Origin of the sequence: Haemophilus sputorum CCUG 13788 (assembly GCF_000238795.1) — a bacterium.
Lineage (GTDB): Bacteria > Pseudomonadota > Gammaproteobacteria > Enterobacterales > Pasteurellaceae > Haemophilus_A > Haemophilus_A sputorum.
Genome location: NZ_AFNK01000037.1, coordinates 17453 through 30038 on the forward strand (window position 1 = coordinate 17453; position 12586 = coordinate 30038).

A 12586-nucleotide genomic window follows, 5' to 3' on the forward strand; every position below is an offset into this window, starting at 1 on the left:
CTTTGAAAAACTCAAAATCAGTCCTTTTTTATGCGTTTATTGAAGTCAATTACTCAATAACTGGTTTATCGCCATTGGTTACACAACCTTCATCCACCATCACTTTTTTCGCATTTAATGTTGGTAGATCGTACATCGTATCGAGTAACAAGCCTTCTACGATCGAACGTAAACCCCTTGCACCTGTTTTACGCGCAATCGCTTTTTTAGCAATTGCAATAAGCGCAGCTTCACTAAATTCAAGTTGCACGTTTTCCATTTCGAATAATGCTTGATACTGTTTAATTATTGCATTTTTCGGCTCAGTCAGAATTTTAATCAATGCTGCTTCATCTAATTCTTGTAACGGCGTAACAACCGGTAAACGGCCGATAAGCTCTGGAATTAAACCAAAATGCACTAAATCTTCTGGCTCAACTTGTTTGAAAAGCTCGGTCAAATCTTGGCGATCTTTATCATTTTTCAGATCTGCTGCAAACCCGATCCCACCTTGTTTATTCGTGCGTTTTTCAACAATTTTATCTAATCCAGCAAAAGCACCACCACAAATAAAGAGAATTTTTGAAGTATCTACTGGTATCGTTTCGCCTTTAGGATGTTTGCGAGAACCTTGCGGGTTAATGTTCGCTACCGTGCCTTCAAGCAATTTTAAAAGCGCTTGTTGGACACCTTCACCTGAAACATCGCGGGTAATTGAAGCGCTTTCTGATTTACGCGTGATTTTGTCGATCTCATCAATAAATACAATGCCACGCTCAGCTTGTTCTGCATCAAAATCGCATTTCATCAACAATTTTTGGATAACGTTTTCCACGTCTTCACCCACATAACCAGCTTGAGTCAATGTTGTCGCATCTGCAACAGCAAATGGTACATTTAAGCGACGTGCTAAAGTTTCAGCCAATAAAGTTTTACCACTACCTGTTGGGCCAATTAACAAGATATTACTTTTACCTAACTCAACGCCATTCGTTGCTTCGTGGTTGCTAAATGCTGATTTTAAGCGCTTATAGTGGTTATAAACCGCGACAGAAAGCACTTTTTTCGCATATTCTTGCCCGATAACATAATCGTTTAAATGCGCCGTCATTTCATGCGGCGTTGGAACGTTATCGAAGAATTTTTTCTCATCTTGCACTTCATCAATTAACGGTTCTTCTTGACCGTTAATCAGCGCGTAAGATTCGTCAATACAATCGTTACAAATAAAGCCTTCTGTGCCTTCGATCAATTGATCAACTTCAGAACGTTTTTTACCACAAAAACTGCAATGTGGTTCTTTTTCAAATGTCATTATGCAGCCTCCCCACGAGAGGTTAATACTTTATCAATCAAGCCATATTCCATCGCTTCTGTCGCTGACATAAAGTTATCGCGCTCAGTATCTGCAGCAAGTTTCTCAAATGGCTGACCACTATGCTCTGCCATTTTACGGGTAAGCATCTCTTTTAATTTCAAAATTTCACGAGCGTGAATTTCAATATCGGTTGCTTGACCTCTTGCTCCACCTAAAGGTTGGTGAATCATTACACGCGCATTTGGCAATGCAAAGCGTTTACCTTTTGCGCCACCAGAAAGTAAAAATGCACCCATTGAACAAGCTTGACCGGTGCAAAGCGTTGCTACATCAGGTTTAATAAAATTCATGGTGTCATAAATTGCTAAACCTGCAGTTACCACACCGCCTGGACTGTTAATGTATAAATAAATATCTTTTTCTGGATCTTCAGCTTCTAAAAAAAGTAATTGTGCGACAATTAAGTTCGCCATTTGGTCTTCTACCTGACCGTTTAAAAAGATGATTCGCTCTTTTAAAAGGCGAGAATAAATGTCGTAAGAACGCTCCCCTTTTGAGGTTTGTTCTACCACCATTGGGATCAATGCCATGTGATATTCCTTTTGAGACTAAATTCGATTAAACAGGCGTATTTTAGCAAACTTTCAGTAAATCCTTAACAACAAGCGGTCAGATTGTTACAATCTTTTACCATTTAATAGGATATCGTATGCAATTTACTGAAATTAAAGAAAAATTTGCGCTTTGCAAATCTTGGGAAGAAAGATACCGCTTGTTAATTCAATTAAGTCGATTACTGCCGAAACCCAGTGAAGCAGAGTTAGCTAACTTAGCTGAAATTGAAGGCTGTGAAAGTCGTTTATGGTTTAGCTGGACAATCACACCGAGAACCGTTTTAGCTTATAGCGATGCTCGATTGATGCAAGGCTTGCTCATGGTTATTCGCACCTTGCTATTAGAAACACCAACAGAGGCAATTTCTAACATCAATTTACCCGCTTTATTTGATGAGCTAAAAATCTCCAACCATCTTACTAGCACGCGCTTAAATGGTATCGCTGAACTTCAACGCTTAATTCAACAAACAGCAAAACAAAATCCCTAGATAGAAAAAGGCCTCTGAATCAATCAGAGGCCTTTTCCCATTAACCAAGGAGGATAATATGAAATAAGTGGCGGAACGGACGGGACTCGAACCCGCGACCCCCTGCGTGACAGGCAGGTATTCTAACCAGCTGAACTACCGCTCCACACGATAATAAGATTGGCGGAATGGACGGGACTCGAACCCGCGACCCCCTGCGTGACAGGCAGGTATTCTAACCAGCTGAACTACCACTCCGCAACTGGTGCGTGCATAATACGGATTTCGTCATCTTTCGTCAAACGCTTTTTGTTAAATTCAAACTTTTTTGCTTAATTTGAACACAAAAGGTGTTTTTTTAGTGCACATTCTCCGCAGCTTGATGCAACCAAATACAGTTCCCTTTTGATTTTTTTTCAATCAAGGCTAAAAAAGTTTCATGAGCGCTCAGTTCTTCATCTGAAGCATTTAACACAACCGCATTGCTGAGATCATAACTCATTTTCACAACTTCTTCGCCAATTTGGGCTGTTGCATTTTCTTCATCAACTAACAAAGCAATTTGCCCGCCAGTCATCATTAAAAACACATCAGCTAGAATCTCCGCATCCAGTAAAGCTCCGTGCAACACCCGCTTACTGTTATCAATGCCTAGACGATCACACAGTGCATCTAAGTTATTTCGCTTACCTGGGTACATCTTACGCGCCATCTGTAAACTATCGGTTACAGTGCATATTTCTGCTGTTTTCGGCGGAGGATCTTTGAGGTACGAGAATTCCTGATCCATAAACGCTACGTCAAAGGGCGCATTATGAATAATTAACTCAGCACCTTTAATAAAAGCCAAGAAATCATCTGCAATTTCGGCAAAAACTGGTTTATCTTGCAAAAACTCATTGGTAATACCATGAACACGAATGGCTTCTTCATCTACTTCACGTGGTGGCTTAATATACACGTGAAAAGTTCGCCCCGTCAGACGGCGATTAATCACTTCAACAGCACCAATCTCAATTATATTATGCCCAATTTGTGGCTGCCCCGTCATATTCATCCCAGTGGTTTCGGTATCCAGTACCACTTGACGGACTATCTGTTCATCACTCACTTTTTTGCCTCAAAATACACAATAAAAAAGCGCCAACCTGTGGCACTTTTTTGAATGGATTAACGTGAACCAATACGGTAAATATGTCGATTCGTTGCAATCTTCGCTGAAAGCCAACCAACAAAAATACAAGCTACGGTAAAGAAGAAGAATTCACTAAAGCCTAAACCATTTAAAGTGAAGTCCACACTAAAAATATCTGCAACATATTTTACGACGCTCGTAAAATAGTTAATTACCACACTACTAAAAATTGCCGCTAATAAGCTGCCTAAACAACCATAAATCATGCCTTTATACAAAAACGGACGAGCAATAAAATGGTCGGTAGCGCCTAATAATTGTTGAACTTCAATGGATGCACGGCTGTTCGCTACATCGGTTCTTACCGCATTACCAATCACTAAAAAGACTGAAATCAGCATCAAAATAGTACAAGTCATTGCAACCCGCGCAATCAACCAAGTTAATGAACCTAATTTATCTAACCAGCCATTATCTAAGCGAACCTCTTGCACACCTTTAATTGCTTGCAAACCATTGCGTAACGCTAACATATCATCATTACTGCTAAAGGCTTTTTTTGGTTTTAAGGTCACTACTGCAGGAAGAGGATTCTCATCAATAATATCTAACGCTTCACCAAAGCCAGACCAAGTCCGAAACTCCTCTAAACTTTGTTGACGAGAAATATAATTTAGCGATTCAATTTTATCGGCATCAAAATGGCGAATTCGCTCAACCACCGCATTCACATCATTTTCAGAAAGGTTTTTATGTAAATAAACCGTTAATTCTGGCTCTGGATAAAATTCCGTTGCCGCATGATTCGCATTTTTCCATAACAGATAACTCACCATTGGAATCATGAGCGAAACTGAAATGACTAATACCGTTAAAAAAGTACCGAATTTATGCTTCTTTAAATCTTGCCAAACTGAACGCAGAATATAGCCTGTTTGGGTGCCTAATTTTACAGTCAAACGTGCCATGATTTACCCCTTAATATGACCTTGCTCTAGCACTAAACATGGCTTCGGACGTTTAGTAATAATATTCGTATCGTGCGTGGCAACAATCACCGTAGTACCTGCATTATTAAATTCTTCAAATAAGCGGAAAATCTCAAATGAAAGTTTTTCATCTAAGTTTCCTGTCGGCTCATCTGCTAATAATAATACAGGGCGATGAATAATCGCGCGGGCAATATCGACACGCTGTTGTTCGCCACCAGAAAGATGCACAGGCAAGAAATTCGTTTTATTACCTAGCCCAACACGTTCTAGCGCTAAGCGAGCTTCTCTTTCTACGACCTGAGGGCTCATCCCCTGAATAATAAGCGGTAAGGCAACATTATCTAAAATAGTTTGGTCTGGTAATAAGCGATAATCTTGGTGCACCATGCCAATTTGACGACGTAAAAACGGTAATTCCACAGGATTTAAACGGGTAATATCATGGCCGTTAAAAATAATTTGACCACCGTTTGCTCGTTCAATACCCATAATCAATTTTAATAAGGTACTTTTCCCTGCACCAGAGTGCCCTGTTAAATACAGCATCCCGCCCGCCGGCAGATGAAAATCAATGCCTTGCAGGGCCTGTTTTCCCCCTTTATAGGCTTTACTCACATTTTGAAATTTAATCATTGTATTTCCCGTTTCACGACAAATTAAATAAGCTACAAGCGGTCACATTTTTCCAATTCTTTGCAAACTGCTTGAAGCTAAAAAGCACTAGGCTTCATGTTCAAATAACGCTTCAATAAACTCTTCAGCATTAAATGGACGCAAATCTTCAATTTTTTCACCCACGCCAATGTAACGAATTGGTAAGTTAAACTGATCTGCAATGGCAAAAATCACGCCACCTTTCGCTGTACCGTCTAATTTAGTGAGAGCAATACCGGTTAAACCCACAGCTTCATTAAAGAGTTTAGCTTGGCTGATGGCATTTTGCCCCGTACCAGCATCTAAGGTCAGCATAATTTCATGCGGTGCGCTTTCATCATATTTTTTCATCACTCGCACGATTTTTTTCAATTCATCCATTAGGTGATTTTTATTTTGTAAGCGACCTGCCGTATCAGCAATCAAAATATCAATTCCTTTGGCATGCGCAGATTGCATAGCATCGAAAATTACTGAAGCTGAATCAGAACCTGTAGATTGTGCGACCACAGGAATATGATTACGTTCTCCCCAAACTTGTAATTGTTCAACAGCCGCAGCACGGAATGTATCGCCTGCCGCTAACATAACCGATTTACCTTCTTGTTGGAATTTACGTGCTAATTTACCGATAGTCGTCGTTTTACCCACACCATTTACGCCCACCATTAAAATCACATATGGCTTTTTACTGCTATCAATTTCTAATGGCTGGCTAACTGGTTTTAATACATCTGCTAATTCGACTTTTAATTGCTGATAAAGCAAATCTGCATCTTTTAGCTGTTTTTTGCTCGCATGTTGTGTCAAATTATTGATGATTTTGGTGGTAGTTGGCATCCCCAAGTCCGCCACTAACAATTGTTCTTCTAACTCTTCAAACAAATCATCATCAATTTTTTTGCCACGGAAGAAACTCAAGAACCCTGAACCAATACTTTGTTTAGTTTTAACTAACCCTTTTAATAAACGGCTGAAAAAACCACCTTCACTTGGTTTTTCTTGATAGTTTTCTGTTGACTCAGCAGGTACTTGCTCAACTTCAGCGTCTAATTTTTCTTCTTCTAATTCAACTAATTCGTTAAGCTCTTCAAAGTTTTCTTCAGCAGCTGATTTATCGCTAACTGCCTCATCTAACTCAGCATCTACAACAGCTTCAATTTTTGCTTCAAGAATTTGATGGAATGATGCACTTTCTTGCTCTGGCTCTGGCTCTGGCTCTGGCTCTGGCTCTGGCTCTGGCTCTGGCTCTGGCTCTGGCTCTGGCTCTGGCTCTGGCTCTGGCTCTGGCTCTGGCTCTGGCTCTGGCTCTGGCAGATTATCTGTCTTTTCCTCAGCTTCTGTTGCTAAATTTGCAAAATCTTGTCGATTTTCAACCGCTTGAGATAATTCATTTTCAACTGTTGGGGCAACGTCTTCTTCCACTTCACAAATTTGAACAGACTCTTCTTTTTCTTCTTCAAACGACTGCTCAATTTTTTCGCCAACTTCTTCGAGGAATGTTTCTACTTCTTCCGTTTTTTCTTCCACGAACTCTTTGATAGAAGCTAATGTTTCTTCAATACGCGTTTCAACAGAAGATGTTGCTAAACTTTCTTCTTGTTGAGCAGTTACTTGCTCACTATTTTCTCCTTCAATAGGCTGAATATGCTCTTCTTCAACGGAAGCGGTAACTTCTTTTTCAGCGGTTTCTACTCGAGTTTCTTCATTTTTTGTTTCTTTTTTACCGAAGCCTAACCAAGACCAAAAGCCTTTTTTCTTTTCAGACATAATTTAATTCTCTTAGGGCAACATTTGCGCCCAACTTATATTTAAAATAGAATAAACTGCAGTAGTTTAGCAAAAAATCCTTTTTATGAGTATGAAAAAAAATCGAAATGGGCGGGAGGCTTCGCCAAATTCTCGTCCAACGGGAGAGGTGAGGATTATTGCAGGACTTTGGCGAGGTCGGAAACTCCCTGTATTGAATGCAGAAGGGCTGAGACCAACCACCGATCGCGTAAAAGAAACGCTCTTTAACTGGCTTATGAATGATATTGCCGGCAGTCGTTGTCTGGATTGCTTTGCAGGCAGTGGCTCACTCGGTTTAGAAGCCCTTTCACGCCAAGCACAAGCGGTCGTTTTTTTAGAAAAATTTACCCCAGCCGCCAAGCAGCTTAAGCAGAATTTAGGCGCATTAAAAACTGAAAAAGGTAGTGTCGTAAATAGTGATACCTGTCAGTTTCTTGCACAAAAAAACAGTGGAAGTGCATTCGATGTGGTATTTATCGACCCTCCTTTTCATCAGGGCTTCGTGCCAAAAATCTTAACCTTATTAACCGAAAATGGTTGGTTAGCAGAACATGCGCTACTTTATGTAGAAACAGAAAAAACACATGCCCCTCTCGTTTTACCTGAAGGTTGGCAAATTATTAAAGAAAAATCGGCAGGTATGGTAACCAGCCGCCTGATTCAAACCTAAGTGAGAAAAAGATGACAAAATTAACCCCTGATGAAGCGATTGATCTCGCATACGATATTTTTCTAGAAATGGCAGGCGAAAATTTAGATCCTGCGGATATCTTGCTATTTAATCTTCAATTTGAAGAGCGTGGTGCCGTAGAAATGGTTGAAACCGCTGAGAATTGGGATGAAGAAATCGGCACACTGATTGATCCTGAAGCTTTTGCGGAAGTTTGGGTCGGTTTAGTGAATGATAAAGATGAAATGGATGATGTTTTTGCCAAATTCCTGATTTCTCACGAACCGGAAAATCGCGAATATCATGTCGTGTGGAAAGAATAATTCCTTAAAGCTATTAAATCCGACTTTTAAAGTCGGATTTTTATTGCCTCAAAAAAAGTAAGCGTGTTAAAATTCACATTATTCGTTAAAATAAGGATTAAAAATGGAACAACTCATTTGCTATAAACAGATGCCGGTTTGGACAAAAGAAACCTTGCCACAAATGTTTCAAGAAAAACACAACACTAAAGAAGGCACTTGGGCAAAATTAACCATCTTAAAAGGTGAATTAAAATTTTACGTTTTAACTGAAGAAGGTGATGTGGTTGAAACAGCGATTTTCACCCCCGAAAATCAAGCACCATTTGTTGAGCCACAACTTTGGCATAGAGTTGAAGCATTAACCGATGATCTTGAATGCCAATTAGCATTCTATTGTGAACCGAAGGATTATTATATGAAAAAATATAATCTGACTACGACACACTCTGAAGTGCTTAACGCTATGAATTATATTCAAGGTGGCAAAGCGTTAGATCTTGGTTGTGGCCGCGGTCGCAATTCACTTTATCTAAACTTAGTCGGCTTTGATGTTACTGCAGTAGACTACAATGAAGAAAGCATTGAATTCCTTCGTTATATGATTGAGAAAGAAGGGTTAAAAAATATCGAAACCGGTATTTACGACATCAACGATGCGACTATCGGCAGCCAAAACGGTGAGTACGATTTTGTGCTTTCAACCGTAGTGATGATGTTCTTAAACCGCGAACGTATTCCGGCTATCATTGAAAATATGCAGAAAAATACGAAAGTAGGTGGTTATAACTTAATCGTTTGTGCCATGAGCACGCCAGAATACCCTTGTCCAATGCCATTCTCATTTACCTTTGCAGAAGGCGAATTAGCGAAATACTACGAGGGCTGGGAATTAGTGAAATATAACGAAGATTTAGGTCACTTACATAAAACCGATGAAAACGGCAACCGTATCCAACTTAAATTTGCCACAATGCTAGCGAAGAAATTAGCATAGTTCCTGCCACAAGCGGTTAAATTCCGCAAAACTTTTGCAAATTCAGACCGCTTGTTCTTTATAAGATTAGAAAAATAGGCAATCTACGACTGCCTATTTTTTAATCTTTATTCTTTAAACTCAACTTGATACTGAGATGCAATTTGTGGATTAAGCATTAGAAGTTGTTTAATTGTTTCTTCCGCGGAAGATTTAGCCTCTTTTAGAAGATCACTTTCCATAATTTTCTTCTCTACTTCAATACGCTGATCTGAAAAGAACTTTTGATAATCCTTTATATTCCAACTAGAAAATAAAGAAGTAGACTCATCAAAAATTTTCATTGACTTCTCATCAAATTCATTAGAAAGAATTTTCGCATTTCCTATATTAGAAATAAGAATTTTATTTCCCTTTATTTCTGTTGAAACATTTGAAAGATCCACACCTAAAGTGACCTTTCCATCATAAGAAATAATAAATTTCTTAGATGTTAAAGGAAGATTAATTCCATAAATATTCTTTTTATTTTCAAACATTGCAGCATTAGTATAGAAATATTTATAACTTACAATATCTTTTGACTTTTTAATATAATTACCAACTAAAGATGTTGTAACATTAGTTTGCTCAGATGAATGTGAAACAATTGACCTATAAAACATATATATATTAACTATTACAAACAGTAAAATACCTGCAATAACTAAAGATTTTAAACCATTAGATAATTTATAGAATTTCTCAACTAATCCATTCTGTGGATTTTTTATATTTTCACTCATTTTAACCTCAATTTAAGTTCAAGAAGAAAAATTAATAGTATCATTAGAAAACATGGAAATAAATAAACCATAACCAAAATATAGCACTGACAATAAAAGCAGAAAAATACCTAAAATTACAATAAATTTCATACCAAATGATAAACGTCTAAAGCCTTTAATTGATAATGTTATAGGTTCATCATTTGGTTTTTTAATTCCATTTTTTAGAACATCGACTGCGTCAAGTATATTCATCAATATCTTTGATAAGTTCATATCTTTTCCCTTGATGATTTAGATGAATTTATTATCTTATTCTTAAAAGGCCCTGAAAAATTTGAAAAATACATATTTCCCTCTTTCCTAATTTTTCCCCTATCATTTAACAAATCTAATAGTTCTAAAACCTTATCATTAGTTACATTTTTCACATTGCACTTCATAAGATAACTAAAGACTGTCTTTTCATCAGAAACTTGATTTTCAGACTGAAAAAATATAATTATATTATATAATAGACTATTTCTTTTCTTATAAGTTAGAATAAAATATATAAACACAAACCAAACGCACATAATAAATGCGCCAACCAATAACATAATTAAAGCCATTAGTATAATTAACACACGCAAAAGATCATAAGGAAAGTCCATAACAACAAATCTTAAATCTTTAGTACAATAATATCTACTAAAATCAAATATAGCAGAATACCTTTCAATTTTTACACTTATTAATTTAATAATCTCCATTAGCCAGACCTCTAAAAATCAATATCAAACTTCAACTCTTTTGAGTTAATAAGTTCTCTTTTATTTTCATCATTTAATTTATCAATGCTAAAAAAATCAGTTCTAAAAAAATTCTTTAAAACAGCTCCCTCTCTAGTTTTAAAGTAAAGCTCAGCAATTAAATAAAATTTATCATCTAGGTTTAACTTTATTATAAATTCTCCTCCAATATACTCAGCACTGTTATCTTTTTGATATGACGCTATCTTTTCATCAATTCCATAAGAATATAATCTGCATAAATCTTCCAATGAAAATTTATATAATTCATTAACAGAATCTAATTCATTTAAAATAAATTGAAGTTTTTTATCCACCCCTTCTTTATCTAAACATAAAAGCTCTTTTAATCCCATTACTTCAACTCCAAACGCAATGCTTCTTTCATTTCATAAGTAATGTCTACTTCTTCACCCACATAAGCACATTCCATTTTTTTTCTGATATTTTCAGGTAATTCTTCAGCAGAAATTTCTCGCTCATATACAGTTTCTTTCCAGTTTCCATCAGGCTCCTTTTCAAGGAATTTTTGAACCGCAATATATATACCACTTACTACACTACCTTTTTCGAGATAAGTAATTAATCCAGCATATGCTGAAGGAATGGCTTTTTCCATAAAGAGTTTAAAAGCTTTTTCCAAAAATGCTTTAATTTCTTTCCAAAAAAAAGCTATAAATAAAACAATGCCAAAAATTAATGTTGCGCCAACAATAAATGCAATCATATTTTTACTCCATAATTATCTTTAATATATTGTTCTGAAATAATTTTAGAATCTACATTCATAATTCCAAGATTAGCAAGTTTACTCTTTTTAATTGATTCAATTTTTGAAAGTATATCTTGATTGGTTACCATTTTTTTTCCATCTGCTTTAGCCGAAAAAGCAGATAATAAAATAACATTAGAAATATCTGAGCCACTTAACCCTTCAGATTCTTTTGCGACTATATCTATATCAATATCATTAGGTAATTTGCTAGGAATATAGTGCATAAATAACTTTTTACGCACTTCTTCATCAGGTAAAGAAAATTCAATATGAATTAAAATTCTTCGCATAAATGCAGGGTCATAATTTGTAATGAAGTTAGTGGCAAATAACACAATATCATTATAATCATTAAGCAAATTTAACATTACTGAACGCGTTTGGTTTACGCTTGTATCTGTCGCACTAGTCATATTGGTGACACGGCGACTCAAAATAGCATCAGCTTCATCAAAGAAAAGAATGGCATCATTTTCTTTAGCAAAATTGAAAGCGGCTTGGATATTTTTCGGTGTCTCTCCAACATATTTTGATTCAATATCACCATAATTAACCAGAATTAACTTTTTACCTAATGATGTAGCAATAGCGTGAGCCGCCATAGTTTTGCCTGTACCAGGTGCGCCATAAAGATTAATGATCATTTTGCTATCAAATTTATGCGTATGCGAAAAGCCCCAATCATTAAATACTTCGCGTTGAAATTGTCGCAACCCAATTGCTTTATTGAGTTCACTATACGTTTTCTCAGACAAAATAAGATCATCCAATGTATAGCGAGGCTCAGTGAGCTCAAACTGGATTTGAGGCTTGTTAGATGTGGTATTTACAGATTTGTTTTTAGAATTAAGATCGATGGGCATAGTTATCTTTTAGGCCTAACAGTAAAACTGAAATAGTTTAAAATAAAAACTAAATTAGTTCAATTGTAGCTTTAAAAATTTTCGATAATTTTTATCTATGAAGATAAAAAACGAAAAAGATAAATTTAGCGAAAGGCTGGCAACCGCAATTAAGGCCGAATACCCTAAAGGCCTTACAACAAGCCAAATTGCTATTAAATTTGGGTTATTACACCCAACAGATGCCGTCACACCTCAGGCAGTTTATAAATGGTTAAATGGTTTAGCGATTCCCTCATTTGACAAGATAGAGACACTCTCGAAGTGGTTAAATGTAGAACCAAATTGGTTAAGGTACGGCGGTGAGGAGGAGCAGAATTACTCCGCATTAGATGAAGTTTTAATCCGTTTAATAAAAGATCTTAACGATCAGCAAAAGAGCATTCTTGTGAGCTTGATTACCTCTTTTAAGTAATTTGACTGGCAAGCGGTCAGATTCCGCAAAACTTT

General features: G+C 36.7%; 17 protein-coding genes and 2 tRNA genes. 5 read left to right on the plus strand and 14 right to left on the minus strand.

The features are described 5' to 3' along the window. Nucleotides 1-49 precede the first annotated feature (49 nt). Both clpX and clpP read right to left on the minus strand, forming a co-directional pair. Nucleotides 50-1294 (minus strand): ATP-dependent protease ATP-binding subunit ClpX, encoded by a 1245-nt coding sequence (gene clpX, locus HSP_RS0106280; RefSeq protein WP_007526602.1) that lies wholly within the window; start codon nucleotides 1292-1294, stop codon nucleotides 50-52. Then, the gene (gene clpP / locus HSP_RS0106285; RefSeq protein ID WP_007526605.1) at nucleotides 1294-1887 is read right to left on the minus strand and encodes an ATP-dependent Clp endopeptidase proteolytic subunit ClpP; all 594 of its coding nucleotides are present in this window, start codon (nucleotides 1885-1887) and stop codon (nucleotides 1294-1296) included. The genes clpX and clpP overlap by 1 nt, the downstream gene beginning before the upstream one ends. Nucleotides 1888-2006: 119 nt before the next feature. Here clpP and HSP_RS0106290 point away from each other — a divergent pair, with 119 nt between their 5' ends. Continuing rightward, entirely contained in the window at nucleotides 2007-2402 is a 396-nt protein-coding gene (locus HSP_RS0106290) for a SufE family protein (RefSeq protein WP_007526593.1), read from the plus strand. 68 nt (nucleotides 2403-2470) lie between these two features. Here the strand turns inward: HSP_RS0106290 and HSP_RS0106295 are convergent. The 6 genes from HSP_RS0106295 to ftsY form a co-directional block, all read right to left on the minus strand. Continuing rightward, a tRNA-Asp gene (locus HSP_RS0106295) sits at nucleotides 2471-2547 on the minus strand. A 15-nt stretch (nucleotides 2548-2562) separates the two neighbouring features. Then, nucleotides 2563-2639, minus strand: a tRNA-Asp gene (locus HSP_RS0106300). A 100-nt stretch (nucleotides 2640-2739) separates the two neighbouring features. After that, complete coding sequence (gene dnaQ, locus HSP_RS0106305) at nucleotides 2740-3492, minus strand: DNA polymerase III subunit epsilon (RefSeq protein ID WP_007526618.1); 753 nt, start codon at nucleotides 3490-3492, stop codon at nucleotides 2740-2742. A 59-nt stretch (nucleotides 3493-3551) separates the two neighbouring features. Further along, nucleotides 3552-4484, minus strand: coding sequence for a permease-like cell division protein FtsX (gene ftsX, locus HSP_RS0106310; RefSeq protein ID WP_010129414.1), 933 nt, complete (start codon nucleotides 4482-4484; stop codon nucleotides 3552-3554). Nucleotides 4485-4487: 3 nt separating this feature from the next. Beyond that, on the minus strand, nucleotides 4488-5141 hold the full coding sequence (ftsE, locus tag HSP_RS0106315) for a cell division ATP-binding protein FtsE (RefSeq protein ID WP_010129415.1): 654 nt from the start codon (nucleotides 5139-5141) through the stop codon (nucleotides 4488-4490). A gap of 87 nt (nucleotides 5142-5228) precedes the next feature. Then, nucleotides 5229-6932: a signal recognition particle-docking protein FtsY gene (gene ftsY / locus HSP_RS0106320; RefSeq protein ID WP_010129416.1), complete on the minus strand. Its 1704-nt coding sequence runs from the start codon at nucleotides 6930-6932 to the stop codon at nucleotides 5229-5231. Between the two features lie 91 nt (nucleotides 6933-7023). Between ftsY and rsmD the strand changes: the two genes are divergently transcribed. From rsmD to tehB, 3 genes are all read left to right on the plus strand, one after another. Further along, complete coding sequence (gene rsmD / locus HSP_RS0106325) at nucleotides 7024-7623, plus strand: 16S rRNA (guanine(966)-N(2))-methyltransferase RsmD (protein ID WP_029495239.1); 600 nt, start codon at nucleotides 7024-7026, stop codon at nucleotides 7621-7623. A gap of 11 nt (nucleotides 7624-7634) precedes the next feature. Further along, complete coding sequence (locus tag HSP_RS0106330) at nucleotides 7635-7946, plus strand: HI1450 family dsDNA-mimic protein (RefSeq protein WP_007526612.1); 312 nt, start codon at nucleotides 7635-7637, stop codon at nucleotides 7944-7946. Nucleotides 7947-8049: 103 nt separating this feature from the next. Next, the gene (tehB, locus tag HSP_RS0106335) at nucleotides 8050-8922 is read left to right on the plus strand and encodes an SAM-dependent methyltransferase TehB (RefSeq protein WP_007526604.1); all 873 of its coding nucleotides are present in this window, start codon (nucleotides 8050-8052) and stop codon (nucleotides 8920-8922) included. Nucleotides 8923-9029: 107 nt separating this feature from the next. Here the strand turns inward: tehB and HSP_RS0106340 are convergent, their stop codons facing one another. From HSP_RS0106340 to HSP_RS0106365, 6 genes are read right to left on the minus strand one after another with little or no spacing between them, the layout of a single operon-like run. Further along, nucleotides 9030-9686, minus strand: a complete 657-nt coding sequence (locus HSP_RS0106340; protein ID WP_010129418.1) for a DUF4230 domain-containing protein — start codon at nucleotides 9684-9686, stop codon at nucleotides 9030-9032. An 18-nt stretch (nucleotides 9687-9704) separates the two neighbouring features. Then, nucleotides 9705-9944 (minus strand): hypothetical protein, encoded by a 240-nt coding sequence (locus tag HSP_RS0106345; RefSeq protein ID WP_010129419.1) that lies wholly within the window; start codon nucleotides 9942-9944, stop codon nucleotides 9705-9707. Further along, nucleotides 9941-10420, minus strand: coding sequence for a hypothetical protein (locus HSP_RS0106350; RefSeq protein ID WP_010129420.1), 480 nt, complete (start codon nucleotides 10418-10420; stop codon nucleotides 9941-9943). Before HSP_RS0106350 ends, HSP_RS0106345 begins: the two co-directional genes overlap by 4 nt. An 11-nt stretch (nucleotides 10421-10431) precedes the next feature. Beyond that, a complete protein-coding gene (locus HSP_RS0106355; protein WP_010129421.1) occupies nucleotides 10432-10815 on the minus strand; it encodes a hypothetical protein in 384 nt (127 codons plus the stop codon). Further along, complete coding sequence (locus HSP_RS0106360) at nucleotides 10815-11186, minus strand: hypothetical protein (protein WP_010129424.1); 372 nt, start codon at nucleotides 11184-11186, stop codon at nucleotides 10815-10817. Before HSP_RS0106360 ends, HSP_RS0106355 begins: the two co-directional genes overlap by 1 nt. Continuing rightward, nucleotides 11183-12097 carry an ATP-binding protein gene (locus HSP_RS0106365; protein ID WP_010129425.1) on the minus strand — a complete coding sequence of 305 codons (915 nt, stop codon included), beginning with the start codon at nucleotides 12095-12097 and terminating at the stop codon, nucleotides 11183-11185. The genes HSP_RS0106360 and HSP_RS0106365 overlap by 4 nt, the downstream gene beginning before the upstream one ends. Nucleotides 12098-12194: 97 nt before the next feature. Here HSP_RS0106365 and HSP_RS0106370 point away from each other — a divergent pair, with 97 nt between their 5' ends. Then, nucleotides 12195-12551 carry a helix-turn-helix domain-containing protein gene (locus HSP_RS0106370; protein WP_007525843.1) on the plus strand — a complete coding sequence of 119 codons (357 nt, stop codon included), beginning with the start codon at nucleotides 12195-12197 and terminating at the stop codon, nucleotides 12549-12551. The last annotated feature ends 35 nt before the right edge of the window (nucleotides 12552-12586 follow it).